The 20,886-nt window shown below is 65.4% G+C and carries 17 protein-coding genes and 3 pseudogenes; 9 read left to right on the forward strand and 11 right to left on the reverse strand.

Going from position 1 to position 20,886, the window contains the following annotated elements; genetic code table 11:
* Positions 1–82: 82 nt before the first annotated feature.
* Positions 83–386 (reverse strand): annotated as a pseudogene (locus tag HBK84_RS12845) (integrase core domain-containing protein); the annotation flags it as partial.
* A 13-nt stretch (positions 387–399) separates the two neighbouring features.
* Here HBK84_RS12845 and HBK84_RS07360 point away from each other — a divergent pair.
* Positions 400–734: pseudogene (locus HBK84_RS07360) on the forward strand (IS3 family transposase); the annotation flags it as partial.
* On the opposite strand, the pseudogene HBK84_RS07365 reads toward HBK84_RS07360, so the two are convergent.
* Both HBK84_RS07365 and HBK84_RS07370 read right to left on the reverse strand, forming a co-directional pair.
* A pseudogene (locus HBK84_RS07365) lies at positions 711–1,067 on the reverse strand (transposase); the annotation flags it as partial. The pseudogenes HBK84_RS07360 and HBK84_RS07365 sit on opposite strands and share 24 nt — an antisense overlap.
* Positions 1,068–1,170: 103 nt before the next feature.
* Positions 1,171–5,184 carry an ATP-binding protein gene (locus HBK84_RS07370; RefSeq protein ID WP_167318554.1) on the reverse strand — a complete coding sequence of 1,338 codons (4,014 nt, stop codon included), beginning with the start codon at positions 5,182–5,184 and terminating at the stop codon, positions 1,171–1,173.
* A 469-nt stretch (positions 5,185–5,653) separates the two neighbouring features.
* Here HBK84_RS07370 and HBK84_RS07375 point away from each other — a divergent pair, with 469 nt between their 5' ends.
* Positions 5,654–7,189, forward strand: a complete 1,536-nt coding sequence (locus tag HBK84_RS07375; protein ID WP_167318555.1) for a recombinase family protein — start codon at positions 5,654–5,656, stop codon at positions 7,187–7,189.
* Between the two features lie 75 nt (positions 7,190–7,264).
* Here HBK84_RS07375 and HBK84_RS07380 read toward each other — a convergent pair whose 3' ends face one another.
* From HBK84_RS07380 to nrdF, 3 genes are all read right to left on the reverse strand, one after another.
* Positions 7,265–7,471, reverse strand: coding sequence for a helix-turn-helix domain-containing protein (locus HBK84_RS07380; RefSeq protein ID WP_167318556.1), 207 nt, complete (start codon positions 7,469–7,471; stop codon positions 7,265–7,267).
* A gap of 79 nt (positions 7,472–7,550) precedes the next feature.
* The gene (locus tag HBK84_RS07385; RefSeq protein ID WP_240918851.1) at positions 7,551–8,714 is read right to left on the reverse strand and encodes a tyrosine-type recombinase/integrase; all 1,164 of its coding nucleotides are present in this window, start codon (positions 8,712–8,714) and stop codon (positions 7,551–7,553) included.
* 468 nt (positions 8,715–9,182) lie between these two features.
* On the reverse strand, positions 9,183–10,163 hold the full coding sequence (gene nrdF, locus HBK84_RS07390; RefSeq protein ID WP_085105975.1) for a class 1b ribonucleoside-diphosphate reductase subunit beta: 981 nt from the start codon (positions 10,161–10,163) through the stop codon (positions 9,183–9,185).
* Positions 10,164–10,536: 373 nt separating this feature from the next.
* Between nrdF and HBK84_RS07395 the strand changes: the two genes are divergently transcribed.
* Positions 10,537–10,719 carry an antitoxin gene (locus tag HBK84_RS07395; protein WP_167318558.1) on the forward strand — a complete coding sequence of 61 codons (183 nt, stop codon included), beginning with the start codon at positions 10,537–10,539 and terminating at the stop codon, positions 10,717–10,719.
* 157 nt (positions 10,720–10,876) lie between these two features.
* Here the strand turns inward: HBK84_RS07395 and zapE are convergent, their stop codons facing one another.
* Positions 10,877–11,923, reverse strand: coding sequence for a cell division protein ZapE (zapE, locus tag HBK84_RS07400; RefSeq protein WP_167318559.1), 1,047 nt, complete (start codon positions 11,921–11,923; stop codon positions 10,877–10,879).
* A gap of 281 nt (positions 11,924–12,204) precedes the next feature.
* On the opposite strand from zapE, the gene HBK84_RS07405 reads away from it, so the two are divergent.
* Both HBK84_RS07405 and HBK84_RS07410 read left to right on the forward strand, forming a co-directional pair.
* Positions 12,205–13,113 (forward strand): sulfurtransferase, encoded by a 909-nt coding sequence (locus HBK84_RS07405; RefSeq protein WP_085105973.1) that lies wholly within the window; start codon positions 12,205–12,207, stop codon positions 13,111–13,113.
* Complete coding sequence (locus HBK84_RS07410; RefSeq protein ID WP_085105972.1) at positions 13,110–13,559, forward strand: SufE family protein; 450 nt, start codon at positions 13,110–13,112, stop codon at positions 13,557–13,559. The genes HBK84_RS07405 and HBK84_RS07410 overlap by 4 nt, the downstream gene beginning before the upstream one ends.
* On the opposite strand, the gene HBK84_RS07415 is transcribed toward HBK84_RS07410, so the two are convergent.
* Entirely contained in the window at positions 13,525–14,367 is an 843-nt protein-coding gene (locus HBK84_RS07415; RefSeq protein ID WP_240918858.1) for a S9 family peptidase, read from the reverse strand. The genes HBK84_RS07410 and HBK84_RS07415 overlap by 35 nt on opposite strands.
* 9 nt (positions 14,368–14,376) lie before the next feature.
* Complete coding sequence (locus HBK84_RS12850; RefSeq protein WP_240918860.1) at positions 14,377–14,775, reverse strand: hypothetical protein; 399 nt, start codon at positions 14,773–14,775, stop codon at positions 14,377–14,379.
* Positions 14,776–15,006: 231 nt separating this feature from the next.
* Here HBK84_RS12850 and msrB point away from each other — a divergent pair, with 231 nt between their 5' ends.
* The 3 genes from msrB (at position 15,007) to HBK84_RS07430 (ending at position 17,538) form a co-directional block, all read left to right on the forward strand.
* The gene (gene msrB, locus HBK84_RS07420; protein WP_270259014.1) at positions 15,007–15,423 is read left to right on the forward strand and encodes a peptide-methionine (R)-S-oxide reductase MsrB; all 417 of its coding nucleotides are present in this window, start codon (positions 15,007–15,009) and stop codon (positions 15,421–15,423) included.
* Positions 15,424–15,524: 101 nt separating this feature from the next.
* Positions 15,525–16,142: a DUF3000 domain-containing protein gene (locus tag HBK84_RS07425; protein ID WP_167318561.1), complete on the forward strand. Its 618-nt coding sequence runs from the start codon at positions 15,525–15,527 to the stop codon at positions 16,140–16,142.
* A gap of 133 nt (positions 16,143–16,275) precedes the next feature.
* On the forward strand, positions 16,276–17,538 hold the full coding sequence (locus HBK84_RS07430; RefSeq protein ID WP_064846789.1) for an HRDC domain-containing protein: 1,263 nt from the start codon (positions 16,276–16,278) through the stop codon (positions 17,536–17,538).
* A gap of 129 nt (positions 17,539–17,667) precedes the next feature.
* Here the strand turns inward: HBK84_RS07430 and HBK84_RS07435 are convergent, their stop codons facing one another.
* Complete coding sequence (locus tag HBK84_RS07435; protein WP_064846779.1) at positions 17,668–18,138, reverse strand: hypothetical protein; 471 nt, start codon at positions 18,136–18,138, stop codon at positions 17,668–17,670.
* Between the two features lie 147 nt (positions 18,139–18,285).
* On the opposite strand from HBK84_RS07435, the gene HBK84_RS07440 reads away from it, so the two are divergent.
* On the forward strand, positions 18,286–18,765 hold the full coding sequence (locus tag HBK84_RS07440) for a Rieske (2Fe-2S) protein (RefSeq protein ID WP_085105968.1): 480 nt from the start codon (positions 18,286–18,288) through the stop codon (positions 18,763–18,765).
* A gap of 99 nt (positions 18,766–18,864) precedes the next feature.
* Here the strand turns inward: HBK84_RS07440 and dxs are convergent, their stop codons facing one another.
* Positions 18,865–20,880, reverse strand: coding sequence for a 1-deoxy-D-xylulose-5-phosphate synthase (gene dxs / locus HBK84_RS07445; protein ID WP_085105967.1), 2,016 nt, complete (start codon positions 20,878–20,880; stop codon positions 18,865–18,867).
* Positions 20,881–20,886: the final 6 nt, after the last annotated feature.

The raw sequence follows: 20,886 nt of genomic DNA on the forward strand, positions 1-20,886 counted from the left end.
TCTGGAGATAACCGGCAAAGCGGACCCGAACACCGATGACAGGGGCTGATGCAAGTTCAGGTGACAGTTTCGGTTTCCTGGTTCAGGCCGCCAGATCCACGGTCTGGATCTGCAACGCTTCTTCGAACACGACCGGTGTCAGCCGGCCGAGCCCCCTTCTGCCTCCTCTGGTGATACGTGCCCTCGATCCATGACACGATCCGCAACCGCAGCTCCTGCCGAGTCCGCCATGGCCCGGCGTCGAGAACATCGTTCTGTAACAGCGAGAAGAAGCTTTCCATCGCCGCGTTGTCTCCGGCAGCCCCGACTCGGCCCATCGACCCCCGCAACCCGTGATGCTCCAAAGAGCGAAGGAATCCGCCCTGCGACCCGCGGTCACTGTTAACCCGAATTCAGGTTAACAGTGACCGCGGAAGCCACGTATACCTCCCAGGGATATGCGGACGTTGCGCGTTTGATGCGGGTTCGCTTGTCGGTGGGGCGGACCGGGGTGTGCTGGGAAAATGCCGTGGCGGAAGCGTTTTTCGTGTCGTTGAAGAACGAGATGTTCTATCATGGTCGGTTCGCCACCAGGGCTGGGGCCAGGCTGGCGGTGGCGGAGTATATCGAGGTGTTCTACAACCGGAAAGAGGCGTCACTCGGCATTGGGATACGATATCCCGGGTCAGGCGATGCACGCGTTCTTCTTCGACCGGACCGGAACCGACTCGTCAGTAGCCGACCGGGCTGCTTGAAGAAATAGTGTTCTCCTGTCGAAAAAACTTGACACAGTCCAGGTGTAGATGGGGTCTAAATCCGCCGGCTTCGAGCAGGCTGCGTGCGACGTAGTTCGTGAGGTTAAAGAAGCCGAGGGCCGTTCCTCGGAGGTGTTCGAGTCTCCCGTTGATCGCTTCGGTCGGTCCATTGCTGGTGCCGGGGCGGTCGAAGAACGCCAGGACGTCCGCCGCTCGCTGTTTGAGGGTGCGGCCGAGCTTGCGGATCTCGGTGAGCGCCGCGGGGACACCGCTAGTGATGCTGCCGATCACGGCGCGCATCATGGTCTTGCCTTTGGTCTTGTCGGGCTCTCGTGTCAGCTCGTGCGACCAGGCCCCCGGGAGAAAAACCGTTGCCCAACACGTGCTATCCAAAGCTTGCACTGAAGAACCTGGACGCGACTCGTTCCACTTCGGATTAAGACAGTTGAAACAGTCCTGGAGCAGAGTGGGGATCGATATCCCACTCCAATGCCATAAGGCGCGCCGCGCCCAGAGCGATGGTGAGTTCTGTCTGCTCACCCGCTGTAACCATCCGCAGCATCTGACTGGCGATGCCACCGCCAGTGGCGTCGCCGGACTCCTCATTCGTCAACTCCTCTTCGAGGGCGTCCAGAAACAAGACGATCTGCTCAATTACCGCGTCCGTTGGCGCTTGCTTGATGGCCCTCTTCGATCGAGCAAATCCCTGCTTCGCGTCTTTCAGAACCTGAACGACAGTGTCATGCGCTCGCTGTTGCTCACTGAGCGCCAAGACTCCTGACGCAACTTGAACCGAAGCGACCGTCGCGTCGAGCGCCTCAGTCAGGGGGATGTCGTGCGGGTCGGGAAGCTCGGTTGCCCAGGGTCCGAGCGCGCCTGTTGGTAGTAGAGAAGTGATCAGGGACATCGTGAGCGATTCGACGGGCTTCCCGTCACGTATCGGAAGGAGCACAAACTTCTCTCCGGGCAGTCCTGCCGTCTGGAGGGCAGCAACAATCTCTTCAAGCGCGTTTCCCCAGGTGACCAGCGACGGCACATCGAGCGCTATGAGCCGTTCGGGGACCAGTTGATATCGGTCACTCGTAGGCATGTGCACACGGAATTGCCAACCAATGCTCCTACCGACTTGTTCCAGCTCGGATTTCCGAGCTTGCAGCCTCCGTCTTGTAAGGGTTCGGGCAGCGTCGGCTGCTCTGCCGAGTGCGCCCTCACGCTTTCCGGCGCGGGCCGCACGCACGAGAGCCACATTTACAGATGAGTCTGCGGCAAGCGCGGCGACCGCAGCGAGGAGGCGATGCAGATCGGCTTCGAGCGATCTCAGGCTATCCGGGAATGTGTCGTAGCCCAGTAGGTGCCACGGCTCCTCCTGCGCAAGGTGGAGCGACTTTGCGATCACATGGTCGCTGAGGTGCGCCGCAAGCGCCGCAGGGTTGTCCAGTTTCATGAGTCGTGGGAATACATTGCCAGTGAGGTCTGTCACGAGGCCCGAGAGTGGGTCTACGGTCAAGGATGACACCCCTTGATCTCCGGTGACGTCAAGCGCTCGTGGACGTCCGTTGAGGCGCGGACCGATCTGGTTGGCGTCTTCGCCGAGAGTGTTTATCTGCTCCGCAAGCTGATTGGTGTCAATACCTCGTACATCTGCAGCAGTGAATGCGTTTCCGACTACGCGTGTGAGTCGAGAGGCAGCCTCGATGAGGGGAAGCGCGGCCGAGAGACGTTCTGTATCGGTGGCCCCGAGCACTGCGTTGGTGACTCGCATGCGTTCTTGGTTCCAGGCCACCGATAGTTCAGAGTGATCGTACTCTCGGCGGAGTGCAGTGGAACCGAATTGGTAATCGCTGATCTGGTAGTCGTGGCCCCCTGGGAGCAGCAACTTGACGTCGACGTGCGTGGTTCTGGGAAAGCATCGCAGAAGGAGTCGTCCAAGCTTGATCACTCGGTCGTGAGGGTCGCCATGAGTGGCATCGGAGACATGAAGAACGCGAGCGTAGGCGACCGCTTCGCCGCTAGATTCATCGATCCGGAGGTCGAGTATCCACGGATCGGCATTCCTGATCTTGGCCTCGATCTCGGGCTCTCCACCGCATGACTGAATGAGTGTCTGAGCAAGGTCGGGATTGAGAGAGTTCGCTGTCGCTAGGAAGTTTGCAAGCTGTGTGACCGATGCGCGTTGCATCGCATCGCCCAGAGGGCTGGAGTTCAGAAGCGCGGATTGAGATTCAACGGTGATGTCGACCGGGCTTTCCTGGTGCTCGAACAGAAGCTCATTCGCGAGGTCGAGGTCGTCTATTGCGACAAAGTCCTCGGCGAGTTGCCGAGCACCGATCGCTGCGATCAGCGCTGACCCGCGTGAAGATTCGGGCGATGCAGCCATGTCCGCGACGGCGCGGTTGAACTCCTCTGGAAAAAAGTCAGGAAGAACAGTGCCCGCAATGGCACAGAGTTGTGCGACAGGCTGATTTGCTGGAGGGATTCCATATCTTTCGGCTATCTCAGTCCATTTAACCGCCCGTTCGTAGAAGTCATAGAGGCGCAAGCCTCGCAGATAGGCGGCTAGCTTCTTGACATCGCCGGATTCGCGCAGCGCGGACTCGTGAATCAGCCGGTCCAGTTCTGGTTCGTCCCTGAGTGCATTGGGGACGAATCGCCTGACTTGTTCGGGAACGAGAAGGGCGAGGAGACGACTGAACGTGTGGTCAAGAGTTGGAGGCGGTTGGTCGTGGATGGCTTTGGAAATGGCGGTCGATCGCAATTGATGCACGCCGGAGATCGTTCCGTTGCGCTCGACCAACAGATGCTCTTCCGCCAAACGCGCGAGAGGCCCCCGAAGTTCGAGCTGAGTCACTCCGCAGGCTTCCGCAGCCTTGTCTACGGGTAGCGTGGCCGACCAGCGATCTGCGGTGGTAGAAAGGCTTAACAAGTCGAGTTCGATATTTCTTTGTTCAGCGATGCGACGGCGCACCTGGTCGCCGATCACAGCATCTATGCGTTCTCCACGCGTGAGCAAGTGGGTGAACTCAAGGGTGAGTCCCCCGGATTGTTCGAACGCCTCTCTCCAGTGAGGCGACTCTGTTGCCTTTCGTTCATGCAGACCGTCGAAGATCACCTCAGCGGCGTCTTCGTCCAGATCCACGGTGATGATGGCGCAGCCTGATAGGTCTCCAAGTGAGATGAGGTCTTCGTGCCGCGCAGTCGAGATCATGAACAGGCCCGGTGTCGCAGCCGCTTCCTCGCGTAGCTGAGACCATCCGCTGAACTGGCCTGCACCGGCTGCATCGATGAGGAGACCGATGGGGTTCGTGTCAGAAACCTGGTACGAACGACACAGCCTCAGCACCTCGGGAACGTCAAGGGAAGACAACCGGTTTACACGGAACCACAGGACGCCCGGGAGAGCATGCGGGATCGACCAAAGCAGAGCGCTCTTCCCGACGCCAGATGGTCCGGTCAAGATAACGGATGAGGTTTCTTGCACTCCGGTTACCGTTTCGCCGATGAGCTCGCTCCGCGGCACCACCAGACCCGCCGCAACATGGCCTGGTTGTGTCGCGACGCCCTCGTAAAAGCGGGCGTCGTGGAGTTCTTCGGTGAGCGACAAAGGCGAACAGAGGCCAAGAGTAATAGCTGCTTCGAGCGCATCGAGGTCAACCTGTTCAATGAAGTCCTGGCTCCGACGTATCAGCTCGTTCCGATCGAGAGAGTGCCTACCGGCGTAGCCGACTGGTGCGTTCAACCTGGCAGTCTCGGCTGTGATGGTGCGGAGCTCACGTGCCAGGTAGTCAAGGACCGACGGCCGCAACATTTCGAAAGCCGTTCCCAGCAACGTTCTGCTGTTCTCATCCAGATAAGACCAGGAGACTCCAAATACGACTGTGCGATCAAACAGCTCGTGAACATCACTCTCGCCAAGCCCGTGCTTCTTCGCCGCAGTAGCGATGCTGGCCCGCAGTCGCGAATCTTGTCCGAGCGATTTGCCAAGCGGTCTATCGAACTCTCCGAGTTCAGTTTCGCCTTCAATGCCTCGCTCAAACACAACGATGAGAGTGTACGAATCGTCGCCACGATTACGGTGTCGGAGCCAGGCGTCAACGACGTCGCCACTTGCCTTCCCCACGGGGAATGCTCCCAAGTGCTCGCCTCGCGACTTCACCTGAACATGCCGCGAGGCCTCGGACTCAATTGTGATGTCTTCGAGCCCCTCGGGAACGAGCGCTTCGGCTTGGAGATCACTAGCAATCAGCCGAGCAGCAAGCCAACCCGCGACCGTGTGCTGAAAATCGAAACCTCTGCTTGCCCAAGCGCCGCTTCTTGTTCCGCTCCACTCATCAATGAGGCGAGCCGAATCATCCTGCTCGGCGAGCACCGCCGGGACCGCTAAGGGAGCGACAGCGGGTGAGCGACGCAACTGCTGTCCTCGCTTGCCACGCTTCGACTTTTTCTTGGCCACCACACAATTCTCCCAGACGCCGCCGACATATACAGTGCGCTGCCACTCGTGTTCAGCGTCGGATGGATGCGCTCTCTTCGTGGGAAGACAACGTGCATCACACCACGCTCGCTGTCTCCTCCTGAGAGGTCAAGACCGAACGTGGGACTGCTGTACATCTGTGGGCGTTGATGAGTTGCTTCGGAAGACAGCCTCGAAGGATGGCGCTGTTCCTGAGCTTCTCAGCGGGTCCGCGGCACCGCCAAGCGGCGGTTCTTCATCACCCATTCAGCGCTGCGGGCTCCGCCATCAGCCCTTTGCCCAGGTCCCAGGAACCCCGCCGTACGTCCTATTCCTCGATGAGTCGAACAATGGGAGGTATGGCACCGCGAACATCCGCGTGATTCCGCGGTTTTCGACCGGCGTCTTCCCGCCACGCTATGACAGGTTGACGGGGCAAGGAGCCTCGTCGTGTCGAGAGGAACCTGTCATGGGATCACTGACGTACCTGTCCGTTATGGACAAGAACAAGCCCTCAGCAATAACACCCGTCAGAGCGTTGATATATGCGCGAGCGTCGCAGGACCGGCTCAAACTGATGCGGTCAATCGGTGATCAGGTCAGTGATTGCCGATCGTGGTGCCAACCACTGGGGTGGACGGTCGTCCGCGTCCTGAGAGACGCCGACCGCTCCGCTTCCGAGTGGCGGACTAAGGACCGAGGAGGTTTCCAGGAAGCCCTGCAACTCATCGAGTCAGGGAAGGTCGATGGTTTCGTCACCTGGGAGCCATCCAGAGCCGGCCGGGATCTCGAGATCTACCTCCAACTACGTGCCGCCTGCCAAGCAGCAGGAGTTCTCTACATGACGCAAGGCCGAGTCTCCGACTTCACTCGCTCCGACGACAGCTTCATGCTCGGATTCGAGTTCCTGCGAGCCGAAGCCGACGCACATACGATGCGCGAACGGCAGATCCGCACTGTACGCCTCCTGGCAGAGAAGGGACGCCCGCACGGGCGAATACCTTATGGTTATCGACGCGTTTACGACACGAACACAGGCCAACTCATCGGCCAAGAGCCGGATCCGCACACCGGCGAACTCGTAAGGCTGATGGCACGGCGGATTATCTCCGGTACACCAGTCAGAACGATCGCGAACGATCTTCAAGACCGGGGAGAGCCAACACCTCAAAAATCCCACGATGGGAAAATCACCTCAGCGTGGACATCGATGACGGTGAAGCAGATCATGCAGAACCCCACCATCGCGGGGAAACGCGTCTACCGCGGGGAGATCATCGGTGACGCCGCGTGGGAGCCGTTGATCTCCATCGAGGATTTCGCACGGGTCCAACGGCTCCTGTCCGATCCATCACGGCGAGTGCACGAGTCCGGGACGGTAACCCCGAAATCGTTGCTGTCACACATCGCGATATGTGATTGTTGCAGGCATCCGCTTCGTCGCGTCCTCGACAGACCCCACGGCGATGCCCCTCGAAAGGTGCGATACCAGTGCCGTTTCCGCGGCTGCTACAAGATATCCATCAGCGCAGCACCCGTCGAGGAGTACGTCGTCGACTACGTCCTCGCCTGGCTTTCGCGTCCTGCAAACGCCGCATTGCTGATCGGCGAAGACGACGAATGGGTCTCGCAGTCCGTCGGAGCACGCGAGCATCTCGCAAAACTGGAGGCGAGACTCCAGGAGGCAATAGACGGTTGCGCGAATGGCGATGTCAGTCTCGGACTGCTCAGCGGTATCGAGAAAAAGCTCGTCCCGATGATTGAGCGCGCGCGACACCAGTTGGCGTTGCCCATCGTTGACCGCGCGATCAGAGATCTCGTCAACGCCGAAGACATCTCCATCGCTTGGAATGGACTCGCATTCGCAGAACAGCGAAGGATCACCAAGGCTCTCTTCGGGGTGCGCATCACTCCGGCTCCCCGAAGGTCGGCAGGAGGGGCGTTTCAACACGAGCGCGTCGTGATCACCGCGCGAGCCGTAGGCGCTGGAACGGTGCAGGGATGACGCGGCTGTCTTCGAGCTGACACCGGCGTCAGTCACGGTGGGCGGGTCCTCCAGGACCCGCCCACCGCACGTCTCTCACCTCGTGGTCGGCATCTCGACGATGAGTCTCTGATCGAGCTCGTCGAGGTCGACCCGGACAAGACGTCCGGCCTTGTAGCCGTGGATCGTTCCGTCCGAGATCCTGCGGCGAAGTGTCTTGGTGGACACTCCGAATCTCGACGCAGCCTCCGCCAGTGATACAAGGTTTCGTGCCGTGGTATCGGCGCGACTCTGGTTTGTCATCGTGGTTCCTCTCCGTCAGCCAACGATTACTGATTCTCAGGTGCGTGCCACAGCCCCGTGCTGACTTGATGGCATGGCTCTAGGCGGCCCCGAGTGCGGTTTCCACGCGAGCGCTAAGACGATCGGCGAGTTCGCGATCACGGGTCATCGTGGAGTGCTGGTATCGCAGCACGACGCGCATGTCGGAGTGCCCGCCGCGTCGCATCAGCTCGGCCAATGTTGCGCCTTCCTGGGCGAAGATCGTCAAGCCGGTATGCCGCAGGTCGTGGAATCTGAATCTGTTCGGCACGCTATCCACTGCTTCGCGAGCCGCGCCCCAGATGTATCCCCACCGCGTGTGCGACAGCGGCACGCTCCCCCGCGTGCTGACCGGCACGACCGGCGCCTTAGCTTCTGACGCCACGTAGTCCTCCAGATGCTTCCTCAAGGGCTCCAGCATGATCCGTGGCACGCTCAGCGCCCTCTTCCCTGCCTCGCTCTTCGGTTCGGAAAAATCGCCTGTGTTCACGTTGAGTTGCCTGCGCACGTGCAGGGTCGCTCCCCCGTCCGGGTGCCATTCGATATCCCTGCGCTGTAGGCCCAGGCACTCACCGCGGCGCAGCTGGCACCAGGCGGCGAGCAGGATCGTGATCGCATACCGGTCCGGCGTCGCTTTGTACAGGGAATCGACCTGGGAAGGAGTGGCGACGTCTTCACTTTCGTCATGCTCGGCATCGTGACGCACCGATTCCTGCTTGGGGATCGAGACACTCGGCGCGGCCGGGATGATCCCGTCCCGGGCAGCCTGCCTGAGAATCATCATGAGCACGGTCAGGACCGGTCGTGTGATGCCGTTGAACTTCGACTTCGGGTTCAGTGGAGACGGTATCTGGTCCAGACGTGTGGTCATGACCTTGATCCGGTCGATGTCGATCTCGCGCACCGGGGTGTCGCCGAACTCCGGAATCAGGTAGCCGTCGACTTTGCTCGCATACGAGCGTACCGTTCCGGCCGCGCGTCGTTTGCCGGAACGGTTGGGTTCTGTGCGGATCATCTCGATCCAGCGCTTGGCGTAGGTCGTGAACCCGACCGAGCGTGTTTCGTCGGCGGCGGCAGCAGCGCGCCGCCGCCGCTTGGCGACGACCGCGGGTGGCTCCCACTCCCCTCTTGAGATCCTGGTGTGCATGCCGGCCAGCCAGGTGCGGGCGTCCGTCTTCGTGAGAAACGTCAAAGACTTGTCGTCCTCGGTTCGTGCCGTGTACATCCGGCCATCAGGGGCCGAGTAGCGGGCCTGCCATCGGCCCGAGGGCAGCTTACGGATCCGACCCCATCCCTCTCGCCTCGATGCAACCCTACCTGTCTTCTGAGTGGTGCTCATCGTGTCCTCCCCTGACCTCGAACGGATGTCAGGGAGCTCTCGTGCCCCTCATCGGAAGCACGTCGCAAAACCCCTGGTCAACAGGCTTTTTCTCGACATTCAGAGCGTGCTGAAAGGCACGAAGGGGCAAGACCCAAGGGGTGTGCCAGACCCAAATTTCTCCTGGCGATCCACCTTGCTCCCACCATGCAGGTGTGTGCGTGCCCCCGGTGTGCCCTACTGAATGGGTGTTGATGTTCATCGTCGTCCTCTCCTGTCGTGTTGGAGAGGGCACAAAAAAGCCCCGAACCTGCGAAAACTCGCAGATCCGGAGCCCTTGACTACCCCTGAGTGGTCAGGAGCGGACCAGGACTTCTAGAAGTCCCAGTCCTCATCCTCCGTGTTCACGGCCTTGCCGATCACGTAAGAGGAGCCGGAACCGGAGAAGAAGTCGTGGTTCTCATCCGCGTTCGGGGACAGCGAGGAGAGGATGGCCGGGGACACGTCCGTCATTTCCCGCGGGAACAGGGCCTCGTAGCCCAGATTGTTCAGTGCCTTGTTGGCGTTGTAGTGCAGGAACTTCTTGACGTCCTCGGTCCAGCCGACCGAGTCGTAGAGCGCCTCGGCGTAGGCCACCTCGTTGTCGTAGAGCTCGTCCAGCAGCTCGTACGTGTACGCCTTGAGCTCCTCCTGCCGCTCCGGGGTCTCCTGCAGCAGACCACGCTGGTACTTGTAGCCGATGTAATACCCGTGCACGGCCTCGTCGCGAATGATCAACCGGATCAGGTCCGCGGTGTTGGTCAGCTTGGCGTGCGAAGAGAAGTACATGGGCAGGTAGAACCCGGAGTAGAACAGGAAGGACTCCAGCAAGGTGGAGGCCACCTTCTTTTTCAGCGGGTCGTCACCCTTGTAGTACGTCAGCACGATGTCGGCCTTGCGCTGCAGGTGCTCGTTCTCGCGCGACCAGCGGAACGCCTCGTCGATCTGCTTCATGGACGACAGCGTGGAGAAGATGGACGAGTAGGACTTCGCATGCACGGATTCCATGAACGCGATGTTCGTGTACACGGCTTCCTCGTGCAGGGTCTTGGCGTCCGGGATCAAGGAGACCGCACCCACGGTGCCCTGGATGGTGTCCAGCAGGGTCAGGCCCGTGAACACCTTCATGGTGAGGTCCTGCTCCTCGGCCGTGAGCGTCTTCCACGACTGGACGTCGTTGGACAGCGGGACCTTCTCGGGGAGCCAGAAATTGGACGTCAGACGGTCCCAGACTTCGGTGTCCTTCTCGTCCTGGACGCGATTCCAGTTGATGGCCTCCGCCGGGTGGCGGAGCAGTTCGACCTTCTCGGTGGTCATGGCGCGCACTGGCTCCTTCGTGGATGGGGGTTCCCGCCCCGCTGGATGACGCCGACGGCGCTCGGCGGGCGAGCGCTGCACACCGGTTCTCGCGGGGTCGGCTGGCGCGCGGGACGACTTCCCAGGGTACTCCACTTCAGGCGGGAACGGACCGGGCTCGGCACTTCGGTCGGGAACGGACCGGACGCGATGCCGCCCGCCCGATTTCGGACGGGAACGAACGGGGCCCGATTCCTTCCACCCCGGACCCATCGCGTCATGTTCCCTCAGGGTGAACCCCGTGTCGGGGTCCTTCCGTATGTGACGGAAGCCGTGCAGGATGAACGTACCGACCCGACACTGGGCTGGTTCACCTACCGGAAGGACACAGATCATGCCGGATCTCGGAGGACTCGCGGACAAGGCCAAGGACGCCGCCGGAAACCACCAGGACAAGGTCGACCAGGGCATCGACAAGGCGGGCGACGCCGTGGACGAGAAGACCGGTCACAAGTTCGAGGGCCAGGTCGATCAAGGCCAGGACGCCGCGCGCGATCGGCTCAGCGGCAACGATTGATCTGCACCGCCGCGTGAGAACGGGGTCCCTTCCGATCGGAAGGGACCCCGTTCTCACGTCGGCTCGAGGGTGCGCCCCACGGGCTCGAGGGCTCCTCTCACGGACCGGTCACCCGCGCGGGGACGACGCCGCGGCGTCGCCACCGCTCTCGCGGGTCTCAGGCCTCGTCCGCCTCCCGGGCGAGTGCCGTGAGTCGGGAGACCGCTCGGTAGTACTTCTTCTGGTAGCCGCCGGCCATCATCTCCTCCGTGAAGACGCGGTCGAACGGCACGCCCGTGGAGAGGATGGGCAGGTCCCGGTCGTACAACCGGTCCGCGAGCACCACGAACCGCAGCGCTACCGCTTGCTGGTCGATCGTGCGCACCCCGCGCCACGCGATCGCGTCCAGGCCCTCGATCAGCGCACGGTAGCGCGAGGGGTGCACGCGGGAAAGGTGTTCCACGAGCGCGTCGAAGTCGTCGATCGCCACACGCCGACCCGCGAAGTGCTGTTCGACGGCGGCGTCGAGCGCGGCGTCGTCGGGCAGGGGCGACGGCGCGTTCGGCAGTCCGCGGTGACGGTAGTCCTCGCCGTCGATGCGCACGACCTCGAACTGGGAGGACAGCACCTGGATCTCACGCTGGAAGTCCTGCGCCGCGAACCGGCCTTCGCCCAGGGAACCGGGCAAGGTATTGGACGTGGCCGCGAGCTTGACGCCCGCGTCCGCGAGTTCGCGCATGAGCCGGGACATCAGCACGGTGTCCCCGGGGTCGTCGAGCTCGAACTCGTCGATGCACACGAGGGTGTATTCCTTCAGGGCGTCCACGGTGCGGCGGAACGTGAGCGCACCCACCAGGTTGGTGTACTCCACGAACGTGCCGAACGCCTTGGGCCCGGGCACGGCGTGCCACAGGGACGCGAGCAGGTGGGTCTTGCCCACGCCGAACCCGCCGTCCAGGTAGATCCCCTGCGCCGCGCCGGAACTCTTCCGCCCGCCGAAGAGTTTGGAGAAGAACCCGCCACCGGAGGCGCCGCCCCCGGACGCGCCCGCCGCGAAGGTCTTGAGCTTCTCGACCGCCTGTGCCTGCGAGGGCTGGGACGGATCCGGGCGGTACGTGTCGAACGACACCTCCCCGAAGCGTTCGGACGGGGTGAAACCGGCCAGCAGTTCATCGGCCGAGACGCGTGGATCGCGCTCCACGAGGTGTTCGATCTGAGTGCTCACGTGACAGGGCCTCCCGACCGGTTCCGGATCGCGCGCCGCGGCGGGCGCGCACCGGGACCGGTCCTGCGGTAAACGGACAGTACGTGGGACGCGCCGGGCGTCCCGTTCTCCCCCGATGCTACCGGTCAGCCCGTGGTGAACACGGCGACCGCGTATGACGGCGCACGCGGGCCGGCATGCGCCGGGTGCGCGCGCACCACTACGCTGGAGAACGAGACGCGCACGGCACGTGCGTGCGCAGCGCCCACGACAGCACAAGGACAAGGACAAGGAGAAGTCTCATGGCTGTAGAAGCAGAGCAGAACGACGCGTTCGCGCAGTACGCGCACCCGGAACGTCTGGTGTCCACGCAGTGGGTGGCCGATCACGTCGGCACGCCCGGCGTCGTCGTCGTCGAATCGGACGAGGACGTCCTGCTGTACGAGACCGGGCACATCCCCGGGGCCGTCAAGGTGGACTGGCACACGGACCTCAACGAACCGGACACCCGCGACTACGTGAACGGGGAGCAGTTCGCCGAGGTGATGTCCCGCAAGGGGATCTCCCGCGACGACACTGTGGTGATCTACGGCGACAAGTCCAACTGGTGGGCCGCCTACGCCCTGTGGGTCTTCACGCTGTTCGGTCACCGGGACGTGCGCCTGATGAACGGCGGGCGCGACAAGTGGATCGCCGAGGGCCGCGAACTGACCACGGACGCGACCCCCGTGACCCCCACCGAGTACCCCGCGGTGGAGCGGGACGACTCCGTGATCCGCGCGTACCGCGAGGACGTGCTGGCCGCGCTGGGCACCACTCCCCTGATCGACGTGCGCTCCCCCCAGGAGTACACGGGCGAGCGCACCCACATGCCCGACTACCCGCAGGAGGGCACGCTGCGCGGCGGACACATCCCCACCGCGGCGTCCGTGCCGTGGGCCCGGGCCGCCGCCGAGGACGGGACGTTCAAGTCCCGCGAGGACCTCGACGCCATCTACCGCGACGAGGTCGGGCTCGGGCAGGACGACGACGTGATCGCGTACTGCCGCATCGGCGAGCGTTCCTCGCACACGTGGTTCGTGCTGACCCACCTGCTGGGCTTCGACAACGTGCGCAACTACGACGGGTCCTGGACCGAGTGGGGCAACGCCGTACGCGTGCCCGTGGCGCAGGGTGAGGAACGCGGCGAGGCCCCCGGGGCCGCGCGGTGAGCACCCAGGACCTGCCCGAACAGTTGCGGGAGCTGGTGACCGAGTTCCACGAGGTCCCGGAACCCGACAAGCTGCAGTTGCTGCTCGAGTTCTCCCGTTCGCTGCCCGCGCTGCCCGCGCGGCTCGGCGAGCACCCGGAGGAACTCGAGCAGGTCACCGAGTGTCAGTCACCGTTGTTCCTGACCGTGGAACTGGACGGGTCCGGTGCGGACGCACCGGTCGCCCTGTTCTTCTCCGCGCCGGCGGAAGCGCCCACCACGCGCGGTTTCGCGTCCATCCTGCACGAGGGGCTCAACGGCCTGCCGGCGTCCCAGGTGTTGGACGTGCCCGACGACCTGCCGGAACGCTTCGGGCTGACCAAGCTGGTGTCCCCGCTGCGCATGCGCGGGATGTCCGCGATGCTCGGTCGGATCAAACGCCAGATCCACGCCCGGCTCGGCGAGTGAGCGCCGCGGGCAACCAGTCACGGATGGCCCGCTCGTAGCGTTTGCGGTCGATGTTCCATTCCTTGGTGTGCCGGGCCCCGGAGAACCCCACGAAGTCCACGTAGGGACTGCGATTGGCGAGTTCCACGGACCCGGCCACCGGGACCACCTCGTCGTCCGTGGAGTGAAGGATCAGGGTGGGCGTAGTGATGTCCTCCCAGCGGGAGAGCCAGTCCAGGGCATGCAGGTCCAGGGGCGCGGCCAGCCCGGTGATCCGCGGGCCCATCCGGTGGGAGATCAGGTCCGCCGCCATGCGACCCACGCGCCGCGGGATGCGGTGGATCCGGGTCTGGTGAGCCAATAGCTCATACCAGTCCACGACCGGCCCCGTGAGCACCAGCGCTCGGATCCGGTCGCGGTACTCGGTCAGTTCGGTCGTGCGCAACACGATGGCCCCGCCCATGGACCACCCGAACAGCACGATGTCCGACGCTCCGTGGTCCAGCGCATAGCCGATCCCCGCCTGGATGTCCTCCCATTCGGTGAACCCCAGCCCGTAGCGCTGATCCGGGGTGGAGGGTGCCTCCTGGTCGTTGCGGTAGGACAAGATGAGGGAGTGCAACCCCAGTTCGTGGGCCACCCTGGCCCCGCGGATGCATTCCGGGCGCTGGGCGCCGCGGCCGTGCACCATGACCGCCCACGTGCCGGTGTGGTGTGCGGTGGCCGTGTCCCCGTCCGCGGGGATGACCCACGCGGGCGCGGGCCCCAGCGGTGTCTCCACGTGGATCTTGCCGTAGGCCAACCCGGCGTCCGACGGTCGCGCGTACACGGTCCCGGTCTACCACCCGCGCTTGCCCACCGCGAGTTCCCCGCGGTACACGCGCTCCACGAGCCGCGTGACGGTGCCCCCGGTCTGGCGCACGATGAAGCCGATCCGCGCGAGGCCGCGACCGTCGTCGAACCGTAGGGCGTACGTCCCGGCGACCCGGGTGTCCGGGTTCGCGGGCAACGTGATCAGTTCCTGTCCCGAGTTGGGGTCCTTCTCGAGCTTGAGCACTTGGACGTTGCCGGGCCGGGTGGACGGGGTGACCACGTGGCGCGCGACGAGCGCCGCCAGACCTCCCGACAACGCGAACGTCGCCGACGCCGCTCCGATACTCGCGGCGGCGCCCACCACTGCGCCGCGGCGCCACGAGCGCGCGTTCGAATCCTGCCCGGGGGTGATCAGGGTAGTCATGTCGTCATTCTGACACGCGCCGATCACGGGGACCTGGATGGCGGGCCGGTCACCGCAGGCACCCCGAATACACGGCGCGCGCGAGCGTCGAACGGCGGCTACGCGACGTCGTACGGGCATAACCGGCGCGAACGCGTGGTTGGACAGGGAGGAAGTCACATGACGACGAGAAGGAGGCGCCCCGTGACCACGGAGCCGAACCACGAGACGAGCGCCCGCACCGGCGGAGCCCTGAGCCCGGAGGCCGCCGCGGCGCGCACGGACGCGCAGTGGCGTGAACGACTGAACCCGCTCGAGTACCAGGTGCTGCGCCAGGCCGGGACCGAACGCCCCTTCACGGGCGAGTACGTGGACACCACCACGCAGGGCGTGTACGAGTGTCGCGCGTGCGGGGCCGAGCTGTTCCGCTCGGACACGAAGTTTTCGTCCCACTGCGGGTGGCCGTCCTTCTTCGCGCCGCTCGCGGAGGACCGGGTGCGCTACATCGAGGACACAACCATGGGGATGAAGCGCGTGGAGGTGCGCTGCGCGAACTGCGACTCGCACATGGGCCACGTGTTCGAGGGCGAGGGGTACGACACTCCCACGGATCTGCGCTATTGCATGAACTCGGTGTCCCTGCGTCTGGTTCCCGCGACGCAGGACTGAAGCGTCGATCCGACCCACCCCAGAGCGACGCACGGCGATACGCACGAGCGACACGATGTCAAACGCGCGGTGAAGGATAACGGTGTGGTTACTGTGACCTTGTGGGAGCGGTAACCGAGCTGAACAGCACTCCGGACGTGTTTCGCGCAGTCGTGCAAGCCCTGGAGACTGCCCGCTTCCGCCCGGAGATCGCACTGCGCCGTATCGTCCCCCCGCACGGACTTGCTCCGCACGCGATCTCCTTCGCCGCGGAAGTCGTCCGGGGTCCCCATCGGCGCAACACCGCACCCGACCGGCCCCGCACCGCGGACGACGCACCGGCGGCCGGGCGTTTCGTGGTGTTGTACGACGAGTCCTGCCCGCAGCCCTGGGAAGGTCCCTTCCGGATCGTGAGCTGGTTCCGGTCCCGCACGGACACCGCCATGGGCCGGGACGACCTGCTAACCGACGTCGGTTGGTCCTGGCTCACGGACACGCTCACCCAGCACGGTGCGCAGTTCACCGCCGAGGGCGGTACAGCCTCCCGCACGGTGGAGCGCCACTTCGGCAGCCTGACCGAACATGCAGACTCCGCCCAGGTGGAGGTGCGGGCGTCCTGGACCCCGGTGCCCCACATCGGCCCGCCGCACTGGGCCCTGACCCACCTGGGTGCGTGGGCCCAGGTGTTGTGCACCGCCGCCGGTCTGCCACCCCATCACGAGGGCGTCACCTACCTGTAACCAGCCCCGTCATCCGTCCCGTCCGGCGGTGCGGATCACCCGCACCGCCGCCGATCCACCCTCCGAGGAACATCCCATCAACAGCAACGCCAAGGACCCCAGGCCCCCTCGAGCTCCGGAGCCACCCGAGATCGTGGTCCCCGGCTTCGAGCATCTGCACATTCCCGCGACCGTGCATCTCAACGGCCCCGCAGAGGGGCTCCCCCGCGTGGTGGACACCGCCCGCGGCCTCACGCGCGCCGCGGAGCAACTGGCCGCGGCCACGGGTCCCGTGGCGATCGACACCGAACGCGCCTCGGGGTTCCGCTACGGGCAGCGCGCGTTCCTCGTACAGTTGCGCCGCGAGGGCGCGGGCACGATCCTGATCGATCCCGAGGCCGTGGGGTCCCTGGCGGTCGTGAACGAGGCCCTGCGCGACGTCGAGTGGGTGCTGCATGCGGCCACGCAGGACATGCCCTGCCTCGCCGAACTGGACATGCACCCGGACCGGCTCTTCGACACCGAACTGGGCGGTCGGTTGCTCGGGCTGCGCAAGGTGGGCCTCGCCTCCATGACGGAGGAGCTGCTGGGATTCACGCTGTCCAAGGAGCACTCGGCGGTGGACTGGTCCCAGCGCCCGCTGCCCGTGGACTGGCTCAACTACGCCGCACTGGACGTCGAAGTGCTCGTGCAGCTGCGCTGGGCCACGGAGGATCGCCTGGTCCAGGCGGGCAAGCTCGACTGGGCGCTCGAAGAATTCGACCACATCCGCACCCTGCCCCCGCCCGCACCGCGCCAGGATCCGTGGCGGCGCACCCACGGCGTGGGCAACGTCCGTGGCCGGCGCAAGCTGACCGCGGTGCGCAATCTGTGGCAGGCGCGGGAGTCGCTCGCGCGGCACAAGGACCTCGCGCCCACACGGTTGCTCCCGGACTCGGCGATCGTGGCGGCCGCCAACGCGATGCCCCGCACCGTGCCGCAGCTCATGGCCACCCCGGGCTTCCACGGTCGCCTGGCCTCGCGCGAGGCCACCCGGTGGCTCACCGCGGTCCAGGACGCCCGCAACACCGAGGAGCCCGTCCCCGCCACGATCCCCTCCAACGCCCTCCCGCCGGTCAAGGGCTGGGATGCCAAGCGCCCGGAGGCAGCGGCGCGGCTCAAGGTCCTCAAACCCGCCGTGGCGGAACTCGCCGAGCACCTGGAGTTACCCACCGAGAACCTCCTGACGCCCGAACTATTGCGCCGGTTCTGCTGGCAGCCCCCGCGTTCCACCGCCGACGACGCCGTGGCCGCCCGGCTGCGCGAGCTCGGCGCCCGCTCGTGGCAGGTCGAGCACGTGACGCCCGTGATCGGGGCCGCGTGGCGTGAACTGCGCTCGCGGCGTCGGGCGGAGAAGACCACTGAGGGGCACGAGTAGATCGAGGGCGCGGAACCGGCCGTGCACCGGACCGCTCCGGCCACGACACGACAGTGGCCGTGCACCCACGAAGGTGCACGGCCGTTGTCACGCGGCGGCGCGGTCACATGACCCGTGCCGCCCGTCGCATCAGTTCTTCATGTCCTTGGCGTCCGGACCCGGGTGCGCGGGCTTCATGTCCACCTCGTCCTCGGTCACGGCGGGCTCGGGCAGCTCGGCGCCCGAATGGTTCGCGGGCGTACCGGAATCCTGACCGCCCTGAGAGGCCTTCTGCTTCACGGCCTCGGCACCGCCCTGCGCCTTGTCCTTAACGGACGCGGCACCCTGGGCGGCCTTGTCCTTGACGGCGGCCGCGCCCTCGGAGGCCTTGGCGCCCACGGTGCCGGCGGCCTTCTGCGCGCCCTCGGCGAGCTTCTCGCCCACCACGGGGACCTCGGACTTGACCCAGTCCGTACCCTCGGAGACCTTGGCCTGGACCTTGGGGTCGTTCCAGGTGTTCAGCGCGCTCTCGCGCAGGGACTCGTAGCTCTTGCGACCGGACGCGGAGCCGACCACGAAGCCAATTCCGAAACCGGCGACGAATGCAAGACGTTTGATCATGGTGCCTTCCTTCCTGTACCGCGGACCGGGATCCACCCGTCCGCTCCTGGTCCCATCGTACTGAGGAAACACCCCGCCCCCGCGCCCCACGCCGCGCCGTGACCGGTCCTAGGATTGAAGCCACCGCGTCGAAAGGATCGCACCGCCATGACCGTCCCACCCCTGCCCGAGGACCCCGCCGCCCGGACCAAGACCCCCTCCCCCGCGTTGTTCACGCGCCGACGCGCCGTGGGTGCCGCCGGGATCGCCACTGTGGGCGCGGTCGGGTTGAGCGCGTGCGGTTCGGGCGGCGGATCGGACGACGACGCCGCGGCCACCCCCACCGCGCCGGCCACCCCCGTGGACGTGGCCGCCGCCGCGGACATCCCCGTGGGGTCGGGGGTCAAGGTGGACTCCGGTGGTGTGCAGGCCGTGGTGGGACAGCCCACCGAGGGCACGTTCACCGCGTTCTCTCCCGTGTGCCCGCACGAGGGGTGCATCGTCAATCCCGCCAACCGGCAGTACGTGTGCCCGTGCCACAGCTCGGCGTTCGACATGGCCACGGGCGAGGTCAAGGGCGGGCCCGCACCCAGGGGACTCACTGAGTACCCGGTCACGGTGCGCAACGGGCGCGTCATCGTGGGCTGAACCGCGCGGGTCCGTTCGCCACGCACCGCAGCCGTCCGGCGGCAAACGGTCCGTGGAGCAGCGTCCCCGGATCCGCATTCGTGGATCAGCGCTGGTGGTTCAGCGTTCGTCGCGCGGTTGCTCCCCGGAGCGCGGCACGGTGAGCTGCGCGGCGTCTTCGGCCACGGGGCGCGCGTACGGGACCTTGGTGCCCAGGACGGACGCGAGCGTGTCCTGGGCGATGCGCTGGGCGGTCAACCCCGTGTGCTGCAGGATCTGCTCGCGGCTCGCGTGCTCGAGGAACTCGGTGGGTAACCCCACCTCGTTGAGCGCGGTGTCCACGCCCTGGGCGCGCATCTCCTGGCGGATGAGCGAACCGATGCCCCCGGCGCGCACACCGTCCTCGATCACCACCACGATCCGGTGCGTCGCTGCCTGCTCCACGACCGCCTGCGGCACGGGCAGCACCCAGCGGGGGTCCACCACGGTGGAGGAGACACCGTGGGCGGCGAGACGTTCGGAGACGTCCAGCGCGGTGACGCACATGGCGCCCACGCCCACGATCAGCACGTCGCGGTGATCCACGCCCTTGCCGGAGGCCTCGCCGTTGCGGGCGAGGACGTCCACCCCGCCGCTCAGTCGCTCGAGGGCGGGCAGCGGCGCACCCACCGCGCCCTTGGGGTAGCGCACCACGGTGGGTGCGTCGGAGACGGCAACCGCCTCGCGCAGCTCCTCGACCATGGTGGCCTCGTCCCGCGGGGCCGCGAGGTGCAGCCCCGGCACGATCTGCAACAGTGCGAGGTCCCACATCCCGTGGTGGCTCGGCCCGTCCGGGCCGGTGACGCCCGCGCGGTCCAGCACGACCGTGACGCCCGCGTGATGCAGGGCCACGTCCATGAGCAGCTGGTCGAAGCCGCGGTTGAGGAACGTCGCGTACAGGCCCACGACCGGGTGCAGCCCGCTGAACGCCATGCCCGCGGCCATGGTCAGCGCGTGCTGTTCGGCGATCCCCACGTCCACGACGCGCTGCGGGTGTGCCATCTGCATCTTCTGCAGTCCCATGGGGATCAACATGGCGCCGGTGATGCCCACGATGTCCTCGCGCTCATCCGCGATCGCGGCGATCTCGTCGCGGAAGACGTGCGTCCACGAGCGGGCCGAGGCGGTGCTCGTGGGTTTGCCCGTGGTGGGGTCGATCACGGGCACGGAGTGGAACTGGTCGTTCGCGTCCAGGCGGGCGGGCAAGTAGCCGTGGCCCTTCTCGGTGATGGCGTGGACGATGACCGGGCCACCGAAGTTGCGGGCATTCGTGAGCGCTTGTTCCATCGCGGCGAGGTCATGGCCGTCCACCGGACCCACGTACTTCATGCCGAGGTCCTCGAAGATCCCCTGCTGGACCACCACGTCCTTGATACCCTGCTTCATCCCGTGCAGACCGCGGTACACGGCCTGGCCCAGGTGGCCCGAGGACGTCAGCAGGCGCTTAGCCTTCGCGAGGGTCTGCTCGTAGCGGCGGTCCGTGCGCACGGCGTCCACGCCCTGCTGCACGCTGGCCTGCAGCTCGCGCAGGTGGTTCGCGAACCCGCCCACGGTGGGCGCATAGGAGCGGCCGTTGTCGTTGACCACGATCACGACTTTGCGGTCCCGGTCCGAGGCGATGTTGTTCACGGCCTCCCACGCCATGCCACCGGTCAGGGCCCCGTCCCCGATCACCGCGACGGTGTGCCGGTCGTCCTGGCCCGTGAGCGCGTAACCGCGCGAGATCCCGTCCGCCCAAGACAGGGACGACGACGCGTGGGAGGACTCCACGATGTCGTGTTCGGACTCCGCGCGGGACGGGTAGCCCGCGAGGCCACCCTCCTGGCGCAGGGTGTCGAAGTCCTGGCGACCCGTGACGAGCTTGTGCACGTAGGACTGGTGCCCGGTGTCGAAGACGATCGAGTCCTGGGGCGAGTCGAACACGCGGTGCACCGCGAGGGTAAGCTCCACGACACCCAGGTTCGGCCCCAGGTGACCCCCGGTCGCGGAGACGTGGGTGATCAGGAAGGAACGAATCTCGGCGGCCAACTGCTCCATGGCCGCGGCGTCCAGCCCCCGTAGGTCTTCGGGTCCCTCGATGGTCTCCAGAAGCGTCATAGCCTG

Source organism: Kocuria sp. KD4, from assembly GCF_011769905.1.
In the GTDB taxonomy this organism is placed as follows: Bacteria; Actinomycetota; Actinomycetes; order Actinomycetales; family Micrococcaceae; genus Kocuria; species Kocuria marina.